This window comes from Acinetobacter sp. S54 (genome assembly GCF_016624945.1).
In the GTDB taxonomy this organism is placed as follows: domain Bacteria; phylum Pseudomonadota; class Gammaproteobacteria; order Pseudomonadales; family Moraxellaceae; genus Acinetobacter.
The window spans coordinates 48,561-71,491 of sequence record NZ_JACVUI010000013.1 but is presented as its reverse complement, the minus strand read 5'-3'; the positions used below and the strand labels follow the sequence as shown (position 1 = coordinate 71,491).

Annotated in this window: 21 protein-coding genes; 15 read left to right on the top strand and 6 right to left on the bottom strand. The window is 40.8% G+C overall.

Annotated features, from left to right (window positions below; genetic code table 11):
* Window positions 1-23: 23 nt before the first annotated feature.
* Window positions 24-1,415, bottom strand: coding sequence for a multidrug transporter subunit MdtD (mdtD, locus tag IAE20_RS14405; RefSeq protein WP_200482582.1), 1,392 nt, complete (start codon window positions 1,413-1,415; stop codon window positions 24-26).
* A 165-nt stretch (window positions 1,416-1,580) separates the two neighbouring features.
* On the bottom strand, window positions 1,581-2,198 hold the full coding sequence (locus tag IAE20_RS14400; RefSeq protein ID WP_200461425.1) for a TIGR00730 family Rossman fold protein: 618 nt from the start codon (window positions 2,196-2,198) through the stop codon (window positions 1,581-1,583).
* A gap of 324 nt (window positions 2,199-2,522) precedes the next feature.
* Between IAE20_RS14400 and IAE20_RS14395 the strand changes: the two genes are divergently transcribed.
* From IAE20_RS14395 to IAE20_RS14365, 7 genes are all read left to right on the top strand, one after another.
* Window positions 2,523-4,118: a TerC family protein gene (locus tag IAE20_RS14395; RefSeq protein ID WP_200461426.1), complete on the top strand. Its 1,596-nt coding sequence runs from the start codon at window positions 2,523-2,525 to the stop codon at window positions 4,116-4,118.
* A gap of 67 nt (window positions 4,119-4,185) precedes the next feature.
* Window positions 4,186-4,656, top strand: coding sequence for a YchJ family protein (locus tag IAE20_RS14390; RefSeq protein ID WP_200461427.1), 471 nt, complete (start codon window positions 4,186-4,188; stop codon window positions 4,654-4,656).
* A gap of 49 nt (window positions 4,657-4,705) precedes the next feature.
* Entirely contained in the window at window positions 4,706-5,350 is a 645-nt protein-coding gene (locus tag IAE20_RS14385) for a trimeric intracellular cation channel family protein (RefSeq protein ID WP_200461428.1), read from the top strand.
* A 35-nt stretch (window positions 5,351-5,385) separates the two neighbouring features.
* On the top strand, window positions 5,386-5,898 hold the full coding sequence (locus IAE20_RS14380) for a GNAT family N-acetyltransferase (RefSeq protein WP_200482583.1): 513 nt from the start codon (window positions 5,386-5,388) through the stop codon (window positions 5,896-5,898).
* Window positions 5,899-6,066: 168 nt separating this feature from the next.
* On the top strand, window positions 6,067-7,386 hold the full coding sequence (locus tag IAE20_RS14375; RefSeq protein WP_200482584.1) for an MFS transporter: 1,320 nt from the start codon (window positions 6,067-6,069) through the stop codon (window positions 7,384-7,386).
* Window positions 7,387-7,540: 154 nt separating this feature from the next.
* Window positions 7,541-9,760: a DNA topoisomerase IV subunit A gene (gene parC / locus IAE20_RS14370; protein WP_200482585.1), complete on the top strand. Its 2,220-nt coding sequence runs from the start codon at window positions 7,541-7,543 to the stop codon at window positions 9,758-9,760.
* 144 nt (window positions 9,761-9,904) lie between these two features.
* On the top strand, window positions 9,905-11,584 hold the full coding sequence (locus IAE20_RS14365; protein ID WP_200482586.1) for a long-chain-fatty-acid--CoA ligase: 1,680 nt from the start codon (window positions 9,905-9,907) through the stop codon (window positions 11,582-11,584).
* A gap of 53 nt (window positions 11,585-11,637) precedes the next feature.
* On the opposite strand, the gene IAE20_RS14360 is transcribed toward IAE20_RS14365, so the two are convergent.
* On the bottom strand, window positions 11,638-12,024 hold the full coding sequence (locus IAE20_RS14360; protein WP_200461432.1) for a hypothetical protein: 387 nt from the start codon (window positions 12,022-12,024) through the stop codon (window positions 11,638-11,640).
* 116 nt (window positions 12,025-12,140) lie between these two features.
* Here IAE20_RS14360 and IAE20_RS14355 point away from each other — a divergent pair, with 116 nt between their 5' ends.
* Together IAE20_RS14355 and ppa are read left to right on the top strand one after the other, a co-directional pair.
* Window positions 12,141-12,539, top strand: a complete 399-nt coding sequence (locus IAE20_RS14355; protein WP_200482587.1) for an MAPEG family protein — start codon at window positions 12,141-12,143, stop codon at window positions 12,537-12,539.
* A 156-nt stretch (window positions 12,540-12,695) separates the two neighbouring features.
* Entirely contained in the window at window positions 12,696-13,223 is a 528-nt protein-coding gene (gene ppa, locus IAE20_RS14350) for an inorganic diphosphatase (protein ID WP_004995387.1), read from the top strand.
* Between the two features lie 76 nt (window positions 13,224-13,299).
* Here the strand turns inward: ppa and IAE20_RS14345 are convergent, their stop codons facing one another.
* A complete protein-coding gene (locus IAE20_RS14345) occupies window positions 13,300-14,595 on the bottom strand; it encodes an OprD family outer membrane porin (protein WP_200461434.1) in 1,296 nt (431 codons plus the stop codon).
* 642 nt (window positions 14,596-15,237) lie between these two features.
* Between IAE20_RS14345 and IAE20_RS14340 the strand changes: the two genes are divergently transcribed.
* Window positions 15,238-16,050, top strand: a complete 813-nt coding sequence (locus tag IAE20_RS14340; protein WP_200482588.1) for a TorF family putative porin — start codon at window positions 15,238-15,240, stop codon at window positions 16,048-16,050.
* A 51-nt stretch (window positions 16,051-16,101) separates the two neighbouring features.
* On the opposite strand, the gene IAE20_RS14335 is transcribed toward IAE20_RS14340, so the two are convergent.
* Window positions 16,102-17,586 (bottom strand): YifB family Mg chelatase-like AAA ATPase, encoded by a 1,485-nt coding sequence (locus IAE20_RS14335; protein ID WP_200482589.1) that lies wholly within the window; start codon window positions 17,584-17,586, stop codon window positions 16,102-16,104.
* A 68-nt stretch (window positions 17,587-17,654) separates the two neighbouring features.
* On the bottom strand, window positions 17,655-17,882 hold the full coding sequence (locus IAE20_RS14330) for an accessory factor UbiK family protein (RefSeq protein ID WP_200461437.1): 228 nt from the start codon (window positions 17,880-17,882) through the stop codon (window positions 17,655-17,657).
* Window positions 17,883-18,159: 277 nt separating this feature from the next.
* Between IAE20_RS14330 and glnK the strand changes: the two genes are divergently transcribed.
* From glnK to IAE20_RS14305, 5 genes are all read left to right on the top strand, one after another.
* Window positions 18,160-18,498: a P-II family nitrogen regulator gene (gene glnK, locus IAE20_RS14325; protein ID WP_004656379.1), complete on the top strand. Its 339-nt coding sequence runs from the start codon at window positions 18,160-18,162 to the stop codon at window positions 18,496-18,498.
* Between the two features lie 61 nt (window positions 18,499-18,559).
* Entirely contained in the window at window positions 18,560-19,954 is a 1,395-nt protein-coding gene (locus IAE20_RS14320) for an ammonium transporter (protein ID WP_200482590.1), read from the top strand.
* Window positions 19,955-20,075: 121 nt separating this feature from the next.
* Complete coding sequence (nrdR, locus tag IAE20_RS14315; RefSeq protein WP_200482591.1) at window positions 20,076-20,543, top strand: transcriptional regulator NrdR; 468 nt, start codon at window positions 20,076-20,078, stop codon at window positions 20,541-20,543.
* The gene (gene ribD, locus IAE20_RS14310) at window positions 20,536-21,636 is read left to right on the top strand and encodes a bifunctional diaminohydroxyphosphoribosylaminopyrimidine deaminase/5-amino-6-(5-phosphoribosylamino)uracil reductase RibD (protein WP_200482592.1); all 1,101 of its coding nucleotides are present in this window, start codon (window positions 20,536-20,538) and stop codon (window positions 21,634-21,636) included. Before nrdR ends, ribD begins: the two co-directional genes overlap by 8 nt.
* On the top strand, window positions 21,633-22,925 hold the full coding sequence (locus IAE20_RS14305; RefSeq protein WP_200461441.1) for a DNA adenine methylase: 1,293 nt from the start codon (window positions 21,633-21,635) through the stop codon (window positions 22,923-22,925). Before ribD ends, IAE20_RS14305 begins: the two co-directional genes overlap by 4 nt.
* Window positions 22,926-22,931 lie beyond the last annotated feature (6 nt).

Genomic DNA, 22,931 nt, shown 5'->3' with positions numbered 1-22,931 from the left:
ACCATGATGAAAATGCAACGCCATTAAACTGGCATATTGCGTGGAATCCGCGAAAACACGATTGCCGTAATAATATTGATACAGCCTAGACAAATTAGCGATGCATGAAAGGCAGTTGTGAGATGCTGAGTACCAAAATGTTGGGTAAAAAAATTGATTAATGTTCCTGCTAGCGCTACTCCAATACTCATTGACAACATCATGATCATAGATAAAAAACTATTGCCACTACTGGCATCATGTTGTGATAGATCCTTAAGGGTCAGAGTATTCATGGATACAAATTGTAAGGAGTTGAGGATCCCAAAAATAAAAAAGTGAATCGCACGAATCCACCAAAGTGTATCTGCTGTCATCAGGGCAAAACTGGCAATGCCTGCACCTACTAAGATCGTATTGGTCAATAAAACTGTTCGATAGCCAAACTTTTGAATAATGGGGCGGATAATTGGTTTAGAAAATAAAGATCCGAGCACCAAGGGAATCATCATTAAACCTGTATAAAAAGGTTCAAATCCAAACGCAACTTGTAACATCAACGGTAAAATAAAGGGCACTGCATTGCCACCAAAACGTGCAAAAAAGTTGCCCAATACTCCAATCGCATAAATTCTATTTTTAAATAAATCACTGCGAAATAATGCATTTTGATGATTATGTGCGTGATAGGCATAAACGAATGCAGCAAATATTCCTGCACTGAGTAAACTGATACTAAGCCATTTGGAATACTCACGACTTGCCAAATGTTCAATACCTAAAGATAAACCCACCATTGCCACGATCAATAATACAAAGCCACTTAAGTCAAATGCTTTGACAGAAGGTTCGGTTGCATTCGGCATAGCTTTAAAGGTAACCAGAATGCCTAATAAACCCATTGGAATATTAATCAGGAACACCCAGTGCCATGTCGCAACCTCAACTAACCAACCTCCCAATGTCGGGCCAATTAATGGGCCAATGAGTCCAGCAAGACTCATTAAGCTCATGGCTGCCAGAAATTGGGTACGAGGAATAAGCTTGAGCATGGCGAGTCGTCCGACAGGCAATAATAATGCACCACCGATACCTTGAATAACCCGGAATAAAATTAATTGGTTGAGGTTTTGAGAAAGTCCACAGCCTAAAGAGGCGGCTGTAAAAATAATAATTGCAGCAAAGTATGTATTTCTTACTCCAAAACGGTCTGCCAACCAGCCACTTAAAGGGATAAAGGCAGCCACAGTGAGTACATACGCAACGACTACGCCATGCATGCGTAGAGGATCTTCATTTAAATGATGCGCCATCGTTGGAATAGCCGTATTCACGATCGTGGTATCGAGTGCCTGCATAAAAAAGCCAATAGACACTAAAAATACCAATAATCGAAATTCGGGCTGTAATTTTTGATGCGTGGGCGCGGCATTCATAGAAGTGAAAATAAATCCTGAGGGCTTTACTTAAAAGTAGCATAAAATCAGATAAAAGGTTATTTGACTGCTGTTGAAGTCCAGCAATTTCTTTATTTTTTCTTGTTAAAAATAAAATGCGGATTTAAAAAATCCGCATGGATATTTGCGATGGATTTGGGAAAGTTAAACCACAAAATGACTAGGCTGGTTCAAGTTTTTAATAGTGGTGTAAATTTCTTCGATACAATGGCAGACAATCAACTTGGCACGATGTTGCGGGGGTAAAAAACCTTCTTGAACAGCATGATCTAGTTGTGCAATTAGGGCATCATAAAAACCATTAACGTTATATAAAATCATAGGTTTCTGGTGTTGATTTAATTGTCCCCAAGTGGCAATTTCCAAAATTTCCTCAAAAGTTCCTAAACCCCCTGGCAGGGCAACAAAAGCACTAGCACGATCTGCCATCATAGATTTACGTTCATGCATAGTGCGTACAATATGCAATTCGGTAAGTTTTGCATGCGCTACTTCATAATCCAGCATAAACTCTGGAATAACACCAACTACTTCACCATGATGTTCAAGTACAGTATCGGCCACTTGTCCCATGAGACCAATGCTAGCACCGCCATAAACTATACCAAAACCCTGTTCTGCAATGCCTTGAGCCAGTTCGATGGCTTTTTCTCGATAAATGGGTTTGTTTCCGCTACGTGATCCACAATATAAAGCAATTAAAGGTTGAGTTGTTTTTACAGTTACATTCATGTCTGGTGTCATTTCTACTACGCTATTCATCTCGTTTTCGTTTTACCTTATCACGTTCATTTCTACTTCACTACATTAAGCAAGAAATATGACAACTTTATGCGTATGTCGCATAAACTTTGTATTGGCTTAGTGACGTACATCTGCGTCTGATTTAAAAAGAGATGAATTTTTAAAAAATCTTGCCTATACTGAAACCCTGTTTAACAACAAATTTATGCCCATGGGTAGTGGTTGTCGTCACTTCGTTTTTTCTTTGTCTATACAACAAAATTTTCGCCTTATTTTTAGCGAGCAAAGTATCTCGCTGCATATGAATAAGAACAATAACAAATCGCAGGAGGAGACCAGTCAATGATTTTTGAATGGATGTCTGATCCTTCTGCATGGATTGGCCTTGCGACGCTAGTTATTCTAGAAATCGTTCTTGGTATCGATAATCTGGTCTTTATTGCTATTCTTGCGGAAAAGTTACCGCCTGAGCAGCGCAATACAGCACGTGTGTTAGGCTTAATTCTGGCGCTAGGAATGCGTCTGATTTTACTGGCTTCAATCGCGTGGGTGGTAACTTTAACCAGTCCACTCTTTCATATTTTTGATCACCCTTTCTCAGGGCGTGATCTGATTTTATTGTTCGGCGGTGTGTTCTTATTATTTAAAGGCACGATGGAATTGCATGAACGTTTAGAAGGTCAGCAGTTTCAAAAAGAAGAAAATCCAGTACATGCCACGTTTTGGATGGTGATTGTACAGATTGTCGTGTTGGATGCAGTATTTTCACTCGATAGTGTGATTACTGCTGTCGGTATGGTCAAACATCTTTCAGTAATGATGATTGCAGTCATTATCGCTGTTGGGATTATGCTTTGGGCATCCAAGCCGCTTATGGAGTTTGTCAATAAACATCCGACAGTGGTCATTCTATGTCTAGCATTTTTAATGATGATTGGTTTCTCACTGGTCGTGGAAGGTTTCGGGTTCCATATCCCGAAAGGCTATTTATATGCTGCAATTGGTTTTGCTGTGCTGATCGAAATGGCGAATCAGGCGATGCGCCATAATCAGGAAAAGGCGGTAACTACCACAGATTTACGCTATCGAACAGCGTCTGCTGTATTAAAAATGCTAGGCGGTAAAAATAGTGCTGGCAGTAGTGATAATCAACAAAATGAAAATGAAGATGTATTGGCAACGCAAGCGTTTGCCGATGAAATGTTTGATGAAGAAAATGGTGCTTATCATAGTGTAATGGTGCAAGGTGTTTTAGGGCTATCTGAACGACCTGCAAAATCTGTGATGACACCACGACCTGAGCTGGAGTGGATTGATCTGGAAGAACAACCAGAAGCCTTAAAACAGCGCTTACTTTCTATGACTCATTCACGTCTCATTGTAGCCAGAGGCGAGTTGGATAATATTGAAGGGATTGCTTTAACTCACAAAGTCTTAAATGAATATATTGAGACAGGTACAATTAATTTTAGTCATCATTTACGTGAACCTGTCATTGTGCATGAAAATGCACAGGTATTGATGGTGATGGAACAATTGCGTCAGGCGCCTTTGCAAATGGCAATTGTGTTAAATGAATATGGTTCGATTGAAGGTATCGTGACTCCAATTGATGTACTTGAAGCAATTGCGGGTGAATTTCCAGATGAAGATGAGCTGGAGGCGGTAGCAGAAAGTCTGGAAGATGGCTCACTTATGCTGGAAGGATCAACTGATATTCGTCATGTGTCCTTATTGCTGAATCGCGACTTGGTCAATGAAACTGAAGAATATTCAACCTTATCGGGTTATATCCTATTTCATTTGGGACGGTTACCTGAAAATGGTCAGAAGGTACATGCTGATGGCTATATTTTTGAAGTCGTCACTATGGATGGACACAAAATTGAAAAAGTCCACGTGATTGTTGATGAAAAGCAGCCACAGAAAAATGACTAGTTTTTCAAGTCATTCATTATTTTAATAGCCCTGTTTAAGGGCTATTTTTTCAATGGCAGAAATAAAGATGAATTTAGAAAATCGTTGTCCTTGTGGTCAGGGCGATTACGTGAGCTGTTGTGAACCCTTACATTTAAAAACAGCAGTGGTACATTCAGCCGAACAGTTGATGCGTTCGCGTTATAGTGCTTTTGCATTACAAAAAATTGATTATTTGATCGAAACGACAGCATTGGGGCAGCAACCCTTTTTAGATCGCGCGGCTATTGCTGATTGGAGTCGTCAGAATCAATGGCTAAAACTGGAAGTGCTACAACATCAGCCAAAAATAGGTAAAAACCATGCATCGGTTGAGTTTAAAGCACATTATCATGACGGTAAGACAGTACAAGTACATCATGAACTTTCTTATTTTGTCCAACACCAGATGCAATGGTACTTTCTTGATCCGACTGTAGATCAGCACTTCACGATGAAACAACCTTGTATTTGTGGTTCGGGTAAAAAATTTAAGCAGTGCTGTGCGCAATTTCTATAAGTTTACCGTAGAATAACCGCCATATTTTCCCCGATATGGATGAAGGGCAATGTTACTCACCATTATTTATATTATTGCGATTACGGCTGAGGCGATGACGGGAGCGTTGTCGGCAGGTCGGCGTAGTATGGACTGGTTTGGGGTAATGTTGATTGCCTGTGTTACCGCATTAGGCGGTGGTTCGGTGCGTGATGTACTGCTGGGACATTATCCGCTTACTTGGGTGAAGCATCCTGAATATCTCATGTTGACCTGTGCGGCAGCGTTTTTTACCATTTTAATTGCTAAATGGATGCGTCATTTACGCAATATCTTTTTATTGCTGGATGCATTGGGGCTCATTGGTTTTACTATTATTGGTTGTCAGATTGCATTGCAAATGGGACACGGTTTTATTGTCTCTGCGGTGGCAGGCGTGTTGACGGGAGTATCTGGTGGTATTTTGCGGGATATTCTGTGTAATGACGTGCCATTGGTGTTTCGTCGTGAACTTTATGCCAGTATTTCTTTTGTCGCAGTGATCTGTTACTGGGTTTGTCTGGAAATTGGTATGTCACTTGAGTTGACCGTGATTTTTACCTTGTTCTTTGGTTTTGCACTACGCTGTATTGCGATTTATTTTGGTCTGGAAATGCCGAAATTTATTTATCAGGATGATGACAGCGACTCTGCTTCTTCTACAGATCGGCATTAAAAGCGGTTCTGAATTTATATGAATGGGCATCATGTATGTTGATTGAAGCAACTGAACAGCACCTCTCTAGTATTGTTGAATTGGTCAATTTTTCTTATCGTAATAAGAATCATCAGGGTTGGACATCTGAAGCATTGCTTGTGAAAGGTGATCGTATCAATGCGCAGCAGCTTCGGGAACTAAATTGTTCTGACTCAGCGATCTTATTACTACTTTTGGATGATGGTCTTGCGGGCTGCGTCCATGTACAAAAATCTGAAGACGCAGGTTATATTGGCATGTTGACCATACATCCCGATTTTCAAAATCAAGGAATCGGGAAGCAATTACTTCAAGCCGCTGAAATTTATTTAACAGAAAAATATGCAATTTATACTTTTAAGATGTCAGTACTTTCGGCTCGTAGTGAGTTGATTGCTTTTTATCAAAGACGGGGTTATCAATTCATTTCACAGGTTGATGATTATCCAATCCATGCAAATGTAGGCCAGCCCTTGTTGAAAGATTTAACTGTGCTACATTTAGTGAAGCATGAATACCGTGATTAAAACTATTTAAATAAAAGGGTACTGATTGCAGGCTTAAACGAAACCAGGGAATTTAAGTAAGTTATCCAAATTAAAAATCATATTTTGACTTCGATTAGGTTAACTGCCCTTTGGATCGTTTCAACAATCAATAAAAAATTAATCAAATGGTAAAGGGTTAGCTGGTCTATGGATTTAGTCTCTCGTGTTCAAAACCTACCCATTGGCAGATTCCACTATACCTTGCTCTGTGTGGTGGGGCTAGGATGGATGTTTGATGCCATGGATACAGGTATCATTGCTTTTATCATGACAACCTTAGTCAAAGACTGGGCGCTATCACCTGCCGAAAGCGGTTGGATTGTAAGTATTGGTTTTATTGGTATGGCGATTGGTGCGGTATTTTCTGGTGGTTTGGCAGATCGCTTTGGACGCAAGACCATTTTTGCTTGCACTTTGATGCTTTATAGTCTTGCTACTGCTGCCTGCGCATTTGCGCCAAATTTGACATCTTTATTGATTTGTCGTTTTGTCGTTGGGCTTGGATTAGGTGGACAACTACCTGTTGCTGTAACCTTAGTCAGTGAATATGTTCCAGCGCAGGTCCGTGGTCGTTTTATTGTCTTGCTTGAAAGTTTCTGGGGAGTAGGTTGGCTGGTTGCCGCGCTGATTTCTTATTTTGTTATTCCTAAATTTGGTTGGCATATGGCATTTTTACTGGGTGGTTTACCTGCGTTATATGTGTTTGTCATTATAAAAAAAGTTCCCGAATCAATTCCTTATTTGATTAATCGTGGCCGTATTGATGAAGCGCATGAATTGGTTCAGCAGCTTGAACAACAAGCTGGCGTTGCTGTAGTGGAAAAAATCGAAGTAAAACCTGTCTCAGAACAACGAAAAGTATCATTTCGTCAGCTATGGTCGTCACCCTTTGCACGACGAACCTTAATGTTATGGTTAATCTGGTTCGGTATCGTTTATTCCTACTACGGGATTTTTACATGGCTCCCCAGTTTATTGGTTAAACAAGGCTATAGTGTTGTGCAGTCATTTGAATATGTTTTATTTATGATACTGGCTCAACTTCCAGGATATATCGCAGCTGCATGGTTGGTAGAACGTCTGGGGCGTAAAATGACACTCGCAGGCTTTATTGGAGGATGCGCGATTGCAGCCTACTTTTTCGGGCAAGCGCAAAGTGTCAATACGATTATGTTTTGGGGCTGTTTGATGTCATTTTTTAATCTGGGTGCATGGGGGGTACTTTATACCTATACCCCTGAACAGTATCCTGCCAACATTCGTGCATTTGGTTCAGGTTGGGCATCGGCGATTGGTCGAATTGGAGGGATTGCAGCACCTTTAGTGGTGACACACATGATGGTGGCACAAAATGGCTTTCATCACGTATTTATGATGTTTACTGCGGTTTTATTGGCAGTGGCTGTGGTCGTTCTGATTCTGGGAGAAGAAACACAGGGTAAAACATTGGAGTCGATTGGCCTTTAATCATAAAAAGAGGTTGAACATACCTCATAAAATGGATAGTTTTAGCTCATAAGACATAATTTGACGCAGTGCATGATAGTAGGGTCTTGTATCCTTATGCACTGCCACTTAGCATAACCATGAATAGAAAAATTGATTAGGATCATTCTCGAATATGTCCAGCCTTGCGCACCATGCGACAGAAAACCGTTCCGTTGCTGAATTTACTGAACAAGCCTATCTGAATTACGCTATGTACGTGATTATGGATCGTGCTTTGCCACATATTAGTGATGGTTTAAAGCCCGTGCAGCGACGCATTGTGTATGCCATGAGTGAGCTGGGTCTAAAACACAGTGGTAAACCAAAAAAATCAGCACGTACAGTGGGTGATGTACTCGGTAAATATCATCCACATGGTGATTCGGCGTGTTATGAAGCGATGGTGCTGATGGCACAACCCTTCAGTTATCGCTATCCCTTGATTGAGGGGCAAGGCAACTGGGGTTCTCCTGATGATCCGAAATCTTTTGCAGCTATGCGTTATACCGAAGCTAAGCTCTCTGCATTTAGTGAATTATTACTCAATGAATTGGGGCAGGGGACGTGTGATTGGCAGGATAACTTTGATGGTTCGATGAAAGAACCTGTCAATTTACCTGCACGAGTACCTAATATTTTATTAAATGGCACCACAGGCATTGCTGTTGGAATGGCTACGGACATTCCTCCACATAATTTACGTGAAGTTATCAAAGGCACTATTGCGCTGATTCGCAATCCTGAAACCTCAGATCAAAAACTGGCTGAGTATATTCCCGCGCCAGATTTACCCACCAAAGCTGAAATTATTACCCCGCGTGAGGAACTCCTCAAAATTCAAACTACAGGACGTGGTAGCTATAGAGTACGTGCAATTTATCATATTGAAAAAGGTGAAATTGTCATTACTGACTTACCTTATCAAGTATCTGGTTCCAAAGTAATTACGCAGATCGCAGACCAGATGCAGGCCAAAAAACTGCCCTTGGTCAGTGATATTCGTGATGAGTCTGATCATACCAATCCTACACGTCTGGTCATTGTATTGCGTTCCAATCGTGTAGATGCAGAAACGGTGATGAGCCACCTATTTGCGACTACGGATCTTGAATCTAGCTATCGTGTAAACCTGAATATGATTGGCGCGGATGGTCGGCCTCAAGTTAAATCGATTCGTCGCATTTTGCTGGAGTGGATTGAAATCCGAAAGCAAACAGTTACGCGTCGTTTGCAATATCATTTAAATAAAATCGAAAAACGCTTACATATTTTGGCTGGTTTACTCATTGCCTATCTGGATATTGATACGGTGATTCGTATCATTCGCGAAGAAGATCAACCTAAACAAGAGTTAATGGCACACTTTGGGATTGATGAAATACAGGCCGAAGCGATTTTAGAGTTGAAGTTACGGCATTTGGCTAAACTTGAAGAAATGGAAATTCGGCGTGAACAAGAAGAGCTTGAAGCAAAAGCCGAAGTTATTCGTGAACAATTGGGTAATCCAGAATCCCTAAAAAATCTGATTATTAATGAACTTAAAGAAGACGCGAAAAAATTTGGAGATGATCGCCGTTCTCCGATTATAGAACGTGAAGACGCAGTACAGATCCGCGAACAGGATCTCATGCCTGCCGAAACAGTGACAGTGGTTTTATCTGAAGCTGGCTGGATTCGCTGTGCCAAAGGTGCAGAAGTTGATGCAGAGAATTTAAACTATCGTGCGGGTGATCAATACTTAAGTCATGCAATAGGGAAATCTAACCAACGTGCTTATATACTCGATGAAACGGGAAGAAGTTATGCGCTACCGATTAGTAATTTACCGTCTGCCAGAGGTTCTGGCGAACCTTTAAGCTCTAAATTATCTCCAGCCAATGGGGTCTCGTTTATTCAGGTGTATATTGCGGATGATGAACAGGAGTTAATCGCTGCCAGTAACACAGGTTATGGCTTTAGAAGTCAGGCAAAACAACTCGATACCAATGCCAAAGCAGGAAAAGCATTCTTGAGCGTACCTGAAAAAGCTGAGGCATTACCGCTATTGCCAGTACAAGACGCTACCCATGTTGCGATACTCAGTTCCGCAGGTCGTTTATTGATTATCGAAATGTCAGAATTACCAATACTCAATAAAGGCAAGGGTAACAAGTTGATACAACTTGATACCAAAGAACAAATTTTATCCATGACAGCTCTGAATTTAAATGAAATAATTCAGGTGGTTGCGGGACAGCAACAATTAAAATTAAAAGGTGATGATCTCCTCAAATACGTGGGCAAACGAGCGACAAAAGGGCAACTCTTACCACGAGGATATCAAAAAGCAAATAGACTGTTGATTCAGAGATAATTCTGGCATCTGCTGCATTATATAGGCTATATATAGTCTATATTCGCGGAAATGAATGCAGTGTGTAGGGCAAACAAGTCAAACAAGACTCTCACATTGATAAGCAGTTTAATTTAAGGATTACTGATTGGAGATAATGGCTTTATGGAAAAATTATGGTTTGCTGAATACCACAGAACAGGGATTCCAGAAACAGTAGAATTACCTGCAGAAAATACGTCATTAAATGATGTATTTGAGCGTAATTTTCAGAAGTTTGGTTCACGCGATGCCTTTATTTTTATGGATAAAGTCATGACTTTCAGTGAGCTGGAAGAAGCAAGCCGTAAATTTGCTGCCTATTTACAAAGCTTGGGTTTGGCCAAGGGCTCGCGTGTAGCGGTCATGATGCCAAACGTATTGCAATACCCAGTGGTTGCTTTGGGTGTATTCCGCGCTGGTCTGGTACTGGTCAATGTCAATCCACTTTATACAGCACGTGAGCTTGAACATCAGTTGAATGACTCTGGTACAGAAGTACTGGTAATTATTGAAAATTTCGCGAGTGTTTATCAAAGCATTATTGGTAAAACGCCTGTTAAGCACGTGGTTGTTGCTTCAGTGGGCGATATGTTAGGTACTTTAAAAGGAACTTTGGTCAATTTTGTATTGCGCAAAGTTCGTAAACAAATTCCTGACTGGAATATTCCTGGCCATATTAAGTTTAATACGGCATTAAATAAAATCAGTCCAAACAGTTATAAACGTCCATCTTTAACCTTAAGTGATACCGCCGTGTTGCAATATACGGGTGGTACAACAGGTGTTTCTAAAGGCGCTGAACTTACGCATCGTAATTTGGTTGCGAATTTATTGCAGTGCGACGGCATTTTCCAGAGTAAATTTGGCGCCAAAGATGGCGATAAGAATGATCGCATTTTCTGTGCGCTACCGCTTTATCATATCTTCGCATTCATGGTGTGTGCCATGTATGGTATGTATAAAGGACAAGCTAACGTTCTTATTCCTAACCCACGTGATTTACCGGGCGTGATTAAAGAACTACGTAAATATCAGCCATCGTTCTTCCCGGCTGTAAATACTTTATTCAATGCGCTAGTACATAATGAAGAGTTTAAACAGCTTGATCACAGTAAGCTGAAAATGGCAATGGGTGGGGGTATGGCCGTACTTCCGTCAACTGCTGAAGCGTGGAAAAAGATCACAGGCACTAATATTATCGAAGGTTATGGCTTGTCTGAGACTTCTCCAGTCGCGACAGCAAATCCACCTGCATCACAAGAATTTAGTGGCACGATTGGTATTCCATTACCGTTGACTGATGTTGCAATTTTAGATGACGATGGCAATGAAGTCGCTTTGGGCGAACAAGGTGAAATTTCGATTCGCGGTCCACAAGTAATGAAAGGTTACTGGAATCGTCCCGATGAAACTGCCAAAGTCATGACGGCGGATGGTTACTTCCGTACAGGTGATATTGGCGTGATGGATAACCGTGGTTATGTCAAAATTGTAGATCGTAAAAAAGACATGATTTTGGTCTCTGGTTTTAACGTTTATCCAAGTGAAATTGAAGAAGTTGTCGCAAAACATCCAAAAGTTCTGGAAGTTGCGGCCATTGGTGTACCGGATGAAAAATCAGGTGAAGTGCCAAAACTATTTGTTGTGAAGAAAGATCCTTCACTCACAACTGAAGAGGTTCTAAGCTTTGCCAAAGAAAATTTAACAGGTTATAAACGCCCACGCTATGTGGAGTTTATGGATGAATTACCAAAATCTAATGTAGGTAAAATCTTACGGAAAGATTTGCGTAAAACGGCATAAATTAATCGTTGAAAAAAATGCCTGAGCTTTCAGGCATTTTTTTATTTTTAAAATTATGGTGCAGACTTGATAAACCAACGGTCAATATACGGTCGACCGATTCCAATCATTACGGTAAATAGCAACATTGCACCGAGTTGTAAACGAAGTGCGCTTAAATTAAATTGTCCAAAACTTAGATAATTATCTATTGTGCAATACACGACTAAAATTATTAACCAATACCATAAAGTTTGACGTTTAATACCGACTGCAATAAAGGCAATCGTTAAAATCACAAATGTTCCTAAGGTTGACTGCCAGTTGAGGTTGGCACAAATAACACTGATCAAAAATGCCGTGAGAGGAAGAACAATCTTGAGGATGCGATCAACTTTCAATTGGTTTTGGCGCTGTTTGTCCAGTTCGCTGAACAGTTGATCCTGATCAGAATTGCTCATGTAGGGCCTCACTTGATGGTCTTATTTATAAAAAACACACTATTTAAGCGAATTTCCCCACAAAACACCATGCTATGATAAGGCAATTTAAATAAATACATCTTGAGAACGAGATTATGCAGGGCATCAGTGGCATTATTTATCTGATTTTGGCAGCATGTTTACTACCTTATGTGTTTACCATTATTGCCAAATTAAGTGGGGGATTTAAGGCAAAAGATAATCAAAACCCTCGTCAATTTTTGGCACAGAGTACAGGTATTGCTGCACGTGCGAATGCTGCACAGCAAAATAGTTTTGAGAGTTTACCACTGTTTATCGCAGCCATACTCATGGCAGAATATATGGTCATACCGCAAAATATTATTATGACGTTCGGTTTGGCCTATTTGGTTTTACGCATTCTTTATGGGATTTGTTATCTCATTAATTGGGCAACCCTGCGCTCAATTATCTGGCTATTGTCTATGCTGTGTCCAATTTCTCTATTGATTTTGATTATTCGATTATTATAAAAAACATAAATAATGTACTGGACAGATTTAGGCTTCAACTTGGTCGGGAACATGAAAAAATCCTTTACCAAATTGTATAAACGACGCAGTTTCACCCAGAAAACCGTTATAATCGTCGCGATTTAAATCTGGTTTAACCGTTAAAAGAGTGTTGCTATGAGCTACAACAATATCCCTGCGGGCAAAGATGCACCGAATGATATTTACGTTATCATTGAAATTCCAGCAAATGCTGCGCCAATCAAATACGAAATTGATAAAGATTCAGATGCATTATTTGTAGATCGTTTTATGGGCACAGCTATGTTTTACCCAGCGAACTATGGTTATGTGCCAAATACATTGTCAGAAGATGGTGATCCGCTAGATGTCTTAGTCGTGACTCCTTATCCAGTTGCAGCAGGTTCTGTTATCCGTTGCCGTCCTGTTGGTAAATTGAACATGGAAGATGATGGGGGAATTGATGCGAAACTCATCGCTGTTCCACATGAAAAATTGTCACCACTTTATAAAGACGTAAAAGAATATACGGATCTTCCACAGCTTTTGATTAATCAAGTTGAACATTTCTTTGCTCACTATAAAGATTTAGAACCAGGAAAATGGGTAAAAATCAGTGGCTGGGAAGGTGCGGATGTTGCCAAAGCAGAAGTTATAAAAGCAATTGAAGCTGCAAAAAAATAAGTTTTATGCTGCGTGATAAAACAAAAAACCCTACATTTAGATGTAGGGTTTTTTATATCTGCTTGATTTTAACCGATTAGAAAAATTTAATTGGGAAATCAACAAAGATACGCCATTCATTGGTATCACCGATGTAGGCATTAGTTTGGTATTCATCGCTGGCACGATAAATTGAATTACGTACACGGATATTTAAATCTTTAGCAGGGCCAGTTTGGACTTTATAAGAAACCTGATTGAAGAACTCGCGCTCTTTAGCATCATCAGTCAAGTTATTTACACGGATGTCCCAACCATAAACATAAGCAGTTGTCCATGAAAGGCCAGGAATGGCTAATGCACCAAAGTCATAAGTGTATTGGAGCTGTACCGATTTTTCATGGTTACCAATAAAGTCAGACAAATATGAGTTTGGTAGGTAAATACTTTGACCACCATCGCCATTTTGACCATAGTCATAGCCGACATTACCTGTATTTTGCTGGTAAGCTAACATGGCTGTATGTGGTCCAGTGTTATAAGTGGCAGACACAGCCCAGATATTATTTTTCTTGTCTTCATCTGCTGGGCCTGTTGCAGAATATGTTGTACCCGGTTCAAACTTGGTATGGTAGCCACTGAAGTCATACGTCAATGAGTCTTTATTGGCAAGCGTTTGCTTATAATTAACATTGGCATAATGACGTTCAAGTTTGTCTTTAAGATCAGCACCATAATAAGATGCTTTTAACTGGTCATTAAATTGGTATTTTGCGCCCCAAACATAAGCACGATCCAAATGGTTTTGGTCAGATGCGATGTGCTCAGGCAATTGGTTTTTGGTAAATTTACCCGCAACCACTTCCAGATTTTTAATTTCATGGCTTGTGATTAATGTTCCTTCAAAGTATTCAGGCACGTTACGTGTCGTCATACTCGCAAGTACAGGTAAATCAAGAATTTGTGTACCATAAGTTAAGGTTGTGTTGGATGCGCGAGCTTTGACATAGCCACCACCACGAGTCCATTGATCATATGGATCGACACGACCATTGGCATCTTTTTGACCATCATTTTTTAGGGCGATCATGCTGTTACCCGCATGATAGTTATCGCCTAATTTGAAAGAAAAATCACCAACAACACCCGCTGCAAAACCGACAGGACCCTGTGTAAAACCTGACTCAAGATTCAACATAACTGATTGAAGCCATGAGTTGGTATCATGCACACCATCTTTCTTATCACGTTGAATAAAACCATTGCGCAATAGAACCGATGCACTGGCACCTTCAACAAAACCTTTTGACTCGCTTTGTTCACTTGCATACGCTGAAGAAATAAGGGCAGCGTTAATCAAAACTGCTAAAGTAAGCTTATGTGCTTTTAGCATTGAATACCTCAAAACATAAATCTAAATGGGTTTCTGAGAAAGACTCAGAAAATGAGCAAATTGTATAGATAATCTATAGAAAAGATATCATTTTCATTAAATTATTTTACTAATGTATATATCCAATTTAGAAATAGCATGTTTTTAGTTAAATTTTTTTATAGATATTGATGTTTTATTTAGTGGTATTAAACAAAAAAATCTGCACTTAAACTATGCATAATAATTACACAGTTTTCTAAAAAGACCCAAAACAGCGCTATTCCATATTTTTTGTTACATGCCGCTGCAAGGCGATATGGCTTTCAAGTTCTGAACCGCATCCCTATTTACTTATCATTAGTTATCTTAGAAACCTTTATGCAAAAATGACGACGTTCACATCAACGTAAATAGAGATTTTACGCTCCTTTTTCCCATACTTATTTGTGCGTGCTGGCTCGTAGCTTGGGATTTGCTTTTTATCTACATGAAATCTATTGAATTTTACCATTATAAAAATGGAGTCATGATCTAAAGTTTAATGATGAATTCATAAAAAAGATGGGATGTACAAAAGTTGGCATAGCATTTGCTAAATCTACACCGATGCAATTTAAAACACATATCCGTCGGAGTGATCCGATTATGGGGGAGATCAGAATGAAAAAATTTGCATGTAAAGCCGTTGCTTTAAGTGTTATCGCTGTAGGTTCAACTGCTGCAATGGCTGAAGATAAACCATCGATCGCAGGTTTTTCTGTTGCTGGTAATGTTGCGGCCACTACAGATTATCGTTTCCGTGGTGTAACTCAAAGTTCAAACAATCCAGCAATTCAAGGTGGGTTCACGATTAACCACGAATCTGGTGCTTATCTTGCGCTTTTCGGTTCAAGCGTTGACTTTGGGATTGATGGTAACTCTACTGAAACTGATGCAAGTCTAGGCTATGCCAGCTCTTTCAACGCAACCCCAAATTACAGCATTGGTTATGATGTGGGTGTGACGTATTATGGTTATATTGGTGCAAAATCTAACTTTACCAATCCTTATAATGATAAAACAGGCTTAAACTTTACTGAATTTTATGCCAAATTAATTTTCGCCGATTCATTATTTAAAGGTGACAGCATTACCACCATGGTTACTTATTCACCTGATTATTGGGGCCGCACCGACGATTTCTGGTATTTCAATCTAGGTTATAGCGCACCAATTGCTGATACAGGTTTTACCGGAATTGCTTCTGTTGGTTATAACAAACTCAAAAATAAAGACTCTTTAAATGTGGTTGCAGGTGGTCCGGGTAAAGACGACAGCTATATCGATTATAAATTTGGGGTGCAATACAATATTTTGGGAGTTACTGCTGAACTCGCAGGTGTAGGTACTGACGTAAGTACATCAGGTATGACCGATGCAGGTAAAAAGCCATATGATTTAGGTGCAGTATTGACCTTATCTAAATCTTTCTAAGCTTTCTATCTTAAAAAATGCCTCAATTTTGAGGCATTTTTTTTATCCAACTTAAATGGTTTGTCGATAAGACAAGGCTTCAGATAAATGTACACTTTGAATATTGGAGCTTTGCGATAAATCTGCAATCGTTCGCGCAACACGTAAAATACGATGATAAGAACGCGCCGATAAATTCATACGTTGTTGAGCCACTTCCATCATTTTCTGTGTAGTAGAATCTAGTGCAGCATGTTGTTCCAATTCTTGTGGTGAAAGAGAAAAATTGGCTTTTTGCTGGCGATTGATTTGAGTCTCATAAGCAGCAATTACACGGCTACGAACGGTCATGGAATCCTCAACAGCTGTTGTGTCTTGTAATTCATTGATCTGTAATGGTGGGACATCAATGTGTAAATCTATGCGATCTAGCAAGGGCCCAGAAATTCGATTTTGATAACGTTTAATGGATTCAGGCGAACATTGACAACGGCTATCCTGATTAAATGCATAGCCACAGGGGCAGGGATTCATCGCAGCAATCAGCTGAAAATTTGCCGGAAAGGTAATTTGTCTGGATGCACGCGAAATCACAATTTCCTTAGACTCTAGGGGTTGACGTAAAACTTCCAGAACTTTTCGATCAAACTCAGGTAGTTCATCTAAAAATAAAACGCCTAAATGTGCCAGTGTAATTTCTCCTGGTTTAGGATGTGAGCCGCCGCCCACCAATGCAATCGCAGAAGCAGTATGGTGCGGCGCTCTGAACGGTCGTAAGCCAAACTGATGCTGATTGTTTGCAATCGAATAAATACTGGCGACCTCAAGATTTTCCTGTGTTGATAAAGGCGGCAAAATGCTGGGTAAGCGTGAAGCTAATAAAGTTTTACCTGTGCCAGGTGGGCCTTTAAATAATAACGAATGACCACCTGCAGCTGCTATCTCAAGTGCACGTCGTGGACGTAACTGACCTTTAACATCGGCTAAATCATATTTATAAGTTTGAATATTATCGATATTTTTTGTGGTATGTGGGGCAATCGATTGGACGCCCAGAAAATGTTCACAGACTTGTTTTAAATGGCGGGCTGCATAAAGCTTAAACCCAGAAAGTTGTTCAACCTGTTTAATATTGTCTTGGGGAATAAAAAGTTGGTGGTCGGCTTGCTGACAAGCCATGGCAATCGTCAAGGCACTGGTGACAGAACGTAAATGCCCATCTAATGCTAATTCTCCAATAAATTCAAAACCATCGGTACAACCTTCGGGTAATTGTCCAGAAGCAATCAAAATTCCTAAAGCAATCGCTAAATCCAGACGTGATCCATCTTTTGGCAAATCTGCAGGAGCAAGATTAATCGTCAGACGTTTAGTTGGAAACTGAAACCCACTATTAATAATGGCAGAACGCACCCGATCTTTACTTTCACGTACAGCTGCTTCAGCAAGTCCAACAATGGTGAGAGAGGGAAGTCCCTGACTTAAATGAACCTCAACTTCAATAAATGGGGCGTGTAATCCTAATACGCCACGTGTCAAAATTTTTGCAAAAGACATTTTTATGATGTTCCATTATGGTGCTTTATTTTTAATCGTTTTAAATTGTTTATGCGCTAAATTGGTGCTTATTTTTTGTTCTGAATCATGCTCTCTAAAATATTCATCTGTTCCTGTAACTGACTTAGACGTTGGTTGGCGTGTTGAAGTGCGAGGCGCTGACGATCAATTTCTTGCTTGGAAACTAAATCCAATTTTTCTACAGCTTCATTGAGCAACGCTCTTAAGTTATTTTCAAGGTCTTTTTTAGGTTGGTCGACTTGTTCTAGGATCGCCTGTAATAATGTTTCAATCATGAGATATCCGTGTAAATAATATGATCCGCGTGCAGTTTACCACTGGTTTTGTATTGCCCCTAGTGCTCTCCGATTAATCAACGCATTTTTATAACCAAACTGCCTAAACAAAGTATAAAAATGTTTAAATCAAAGGTGGATGCTACATCTTGCGTCACAAATAGGTTATAAAGACAACTATCAGGCCAACGATTTCTTTTTCCCTCAACCTAAGAAATATTGGCATGAAAATTGAACATAAAACCTTACTGGTGAAATAAGCCGAAGGAAAACAAACATGAAGCTCGTAACTGCTATTGTAAAACCATTTAAATTGGACGATGTGCGTGAAGCACTTTCTGAAATTGGTGTTCAGGGGATTACTGTCACTGAAGTGAAAGGTTTTGGCCGTCAAAAGGGTCATACAGAACTGTATCGTGGTGCAGAGTATGTCGTTGACTTTCTTCCTAAAGTCAAAATTGAAATCGCGATCAGCGATGAAATGGTCGATGCGGTAATCGAATCGATTACTCGCGTTGCTAGCACAGGAAAAATTGGTGACGGAAAGATCTTTGTAACTAATCTGGAACAAGTGATCCGTATCCGTACAGGCGAAACTGGACCAGACGCTGTTTAAGTGTTGGCACAAAGTTTGCTGAGTATGGCATAACTCACAAAATTTAGGTTGGGGGATACAAATGAAAAAAATGCTTTTAGCACTAGGTTTATCTAGTGCGCTTCTTGGTGGAACGGCCGCATGGGCTGAAGAAGCCGCATCGACACCAGCAACTGAAACAACGACTGTTGTGACTACAACAGACACTCCTGTGGCAGAGACAACTGTCGTTGCAGTTGAACCTGCCCCTGTAGCAGAAGCTCCTAAAGCTGAACCGAAGCTTGATACAGGTGATACCGCATGGATCCTTATCTCGACAGGTTTAGTGCTCCTTATGACGATTCCAGGACTCGCCTTGTTCTATGGTGGTATGGTTCGTAAGAAAAACGTGTTAGGAACTATGGCGCATAGTTTCGTTGCGGCAGCTATTGTCAGCCTAGTCTGGGTGATTATTGGCTATACACTGGCCTTTGGTAGTGGCAATGCCTTCGTGGGTGGTCTGGATAAATTTATGTTGTCTGGGATTACCACAGAAGCGCTAAGTGGTACGATTCCAGAAATTCTCTTTGTTATATTCCAAATGACTTTTGCAATCATTACTGTGGCCATTATTAGTGGTTCGGTTGCAGAGCGTATGAAGTTTAGTGCTTTTGTTGCTTTTATTACCGTGTGGGTGATTGTGGTATATGCGCCAATTACTCACTGGGTATGGGGTGGCGGCTGGTTAGGCAGTGACGGTGCTCTTGACTTTGCGGGTGGTACAGTTGTTCATATCAACTCGGGTGTGGCAGGTCTAGTTGCAGCTTACATGTTAGGTAAACGTATAGGACTTGGAAAAGAGTCTATGGCTCCACATAACTTAACCTTAACGGTGATTGGTGCAAGCTTACTCTGGGTGGGTTGGTTCGGATTCAACGGTGGTTCTGCGTTAGGTGCAAATGGTGCTGCAGGTTATGCTTTAGTTACGACTCAAGTGGCAGCAGCGGCAGCAACAATCTCATGGCTGATTGTTGAAAAAATTGTACGTGGTAAAGCATCTGTTTTAGGTGGTGCATCTGGTGCAGTAGCTGGTTTGGTGGTAATTACTCCGGCGGCAGGTTTTGTAACCGTTGGCGGTGCGCTTGTGATGGGCTTAATTGGTGGTGTGGTTTGTTTCTGGGGTATTTCTGGCCTCAAACGTATCTTAAAAGCAGACGACTCTTTGGATGCTTTTGGCTTACATGCTGTCGGCGGTATAGTGGGTGCAATTCTAACTGCTGTGTTTGCAAGCTCATTCATTATGGGTGATAAAGCGCCTACAGATATGGTTCACCAACTTTGGATTCAAGTTGAAGGCGTGTTGGCAACAATTGCCTATAGTGCAGTGTTAACATTTATCATTCTTAAAGTTATTGATCTTATTATCGGAATTCGTGTTTCGGCTGATGATGAACGTATGGGTCTAGATTTGAGCCAACATGGCGAACGTGTTGAATAATAAAAACTGGATGAGAAAAAAACAGCCCTAAGCGGCTGTTTTTTTGTTTATGGAGAGATGATTTAGTCTTTGTCCAATATTTGCTACACTAACTATAAGAATGAATTCATTTTGAGCTGCTATGCATTGTCCTTTCTGCAACGCCGCAGACAGTAAAGTCATCGATTCACGTCTTGCTGCTGAAGGTTGTCAAATCCGTCGTAGACGTGAATGCCTGAATTGTGGTGAACGTTTTACGACTTTTGAAAGTTATGAAGTGGTCATGCCGCGTGTGATTAAATCGAATGGTAAAAATGAGCCTTTTGATGAGGCTAAATTGCGCCGCTCACTTATGCATGCCCTACAAAAACGCCCCGTGACCCAAGAGCAAATTGAAACGGTACTCAGCGATATTCAGCTACAAATCCGCCGATTAGGTGAGCGTGATGTAAAGTCTCGTATGATTGGTGAAATCGTCATGCAGGCATTATTTGCGCTGGATCATGTGGCTTATGTACGTTTTGCTTCCGTGTATCAGGACTTTCAGGATGTCGAGGCATTTCGCCGTCAAATTGAACAAATGCAATATCGTGAACAAGAACATGAATAGGGTGAATTACACAGAGCATCAGGATCATTACTGGATGATGCAGGCTTTGGCTGAGGCAAAAACTGCATTATATCGCACACGCCCAAATCCTGCTGTTGGCTGTGTCATTGTGAAAGATGAGAAGATTATAGGTCGTGGCGCAACTGCACCTGTGGGTGGTTCTCATGCAGAAGTATTTGCATTGCGTGAAGCAGGTGATCGAGCTGAAGGCGCAACTGCATATGTGACCTTGGAGCCCTGTGCTCATTTTGGTCGAACGCCGCCCTGTGCAGAAGCATTAGTACGTGCCAATGTTGCACGTGTAGTAATTGCAACGCTTGATCCAAATCCATTGGTTGTAGGAAAAGGACAAAAAATTTTAAATAATGCAGGGATTACTACGCAAGTTGGGGTGCTAGAACAGGAAGCCATTGAACTAAACCGTGGCTTTTTAAAAGTGATGGCAGGTGGTTTACCTTATGTACGGCTCAAAGTGGCCTCCAGTCTGGATGGGCGAACCGCAATGTCGTCAGGTGAGTCCAAATGGATTACAGGCGTAGATGCGCGTTTAGATGTGCAATATTGGCGCGCACGTTCAGCTGTGGTAATGACGGGTATACAAACCGTACTTGCCGATGATTGTCAGTTGAATGTGCGAGCACTTGCCGAGGTAGATGATATTACAGATATTGTTCAGCCTAAGCGTTTAGTTCTGGATCGACAAGGTCGTTTGCCATTGACTGCAAATATTTTGCATTCACCTGAAACCTTGATGGTGATGGGACCATTTCGTCAGGAACTTGCAGACCTAGGTGTGATACAATTGCCAGTCCAATCACTACGTGAACTTCTTGCTACACTGGTCAAAGAATATCATTTATATGATGTGATGGTCGAAGCCGGAACCACTCTAGCGACTGCATTTTTACAGGAAAAATTGGTCGACGAAATGATCAGCTATATTGCTCCAACATTATTGGGGCAATCGGCACGTGCCATGTTTAGCGCTGACTTATATAAAATGTCAGAGCAACTCCGCTTTAAGCTGTTTGATGTGACTCAAATTGGTCAGGACATTCGCTTAAGACTTATCCCGATTCAAGAGACAGTATGAATTCAGAGGCTTCGGTTTACCATAAACGCCGTCATGCGGCACGGACCACAGATGAATATCTATTTCACCAGTTGGTGCCTTATCTAGGCAACAAACGCAGATTATTACATCTGATTTTAGAAGCACTGGAAATTACCGGAACGTTAAATAGCAAAAAAAAGAATCCGCCAATTTTTGCTGACTTTTTTGCAGGCAGTGGCGTTGTTTCTCGTCTAGCTCGACAAAATGGTTATCGTGTTATTGGTAATGACTGGGAACCGTATAGCCATGCCTTAAACCATGCGATACTGGCTTGTGTTGAAGCTCCAGCATTTAAAGAGTTGGGTGGTTATCAGAAAGCCATTGATTATTTGAATCGTTTGCCTGAAGTAAAGGGTTGGGTTACTCATAATCTTTGTCCACGTAATGATGACATTTATGATCCAAGTCGTGACAGATTGTTTTTCAAACGTCGAAATGGTATGCGTATCGATGCTATTCGTCAGCAGATTGCGACGTGGCAGGCGCAAGGTGCCATTAATGATGTAGAAATGAGTGCATTGTTGGCGCCGTTGCTTTATTCAGCCAGTTTTGTCAGCAACACGAGTGGTGTATTTAAGAGTTTCCATCAAGGATGGGGGGGGAAAACCCAGACCGCACTTGAACGCATTGAATCTTTACTGTGGCTCACGCCCAGTCGTTTTTGTGAAATTGGCGATGTAAAACGACCTGCTGCTGAAATGTGGTGTGTTGATGCACAGCATCTCGCTAATCAAATGAGTGGCTTTGATGTCGATGTAGCGTATCTCGACCCTCCTTATAATCAGCATGCGTATAGTAGTAATTATCATGTCTTAAACGCATTAACTCTTTGGGATCAGGTAGATTTGCCTCCACCCGATACCAAAGGATATAAGAGTGGGATTGATCGAGCATGGCGTAAAGAACGACCGAGTCCTTATAATTCTTCTAAACATGCCAAAGATGCTTATGAAAAATTACTGGCAACGATCAACGCGCGTTATATCCTAACCAGTTATTCTACGGATGGTAATATTGATCCGAAAGATTTACTGACGGCAAATTTGAAACGCGGCAAAGTGACCCTATTAACACAAGATGTCCCGCGTTATCGTGTGAGCAAACAACGTCAGTCTGAACGGGCGCGCGTACTCGAGTTCATCGTGATTACAGATACACATGCCAAATCAGGGCCGCCATTGCGTCAGCTTTTAGGACAACTTTATCACTTTGCAGAGCTGGGTGGCGTAGATACTTCAGGGCCAAGCACTCAACTTGCGCTTTGGTAAGTAATG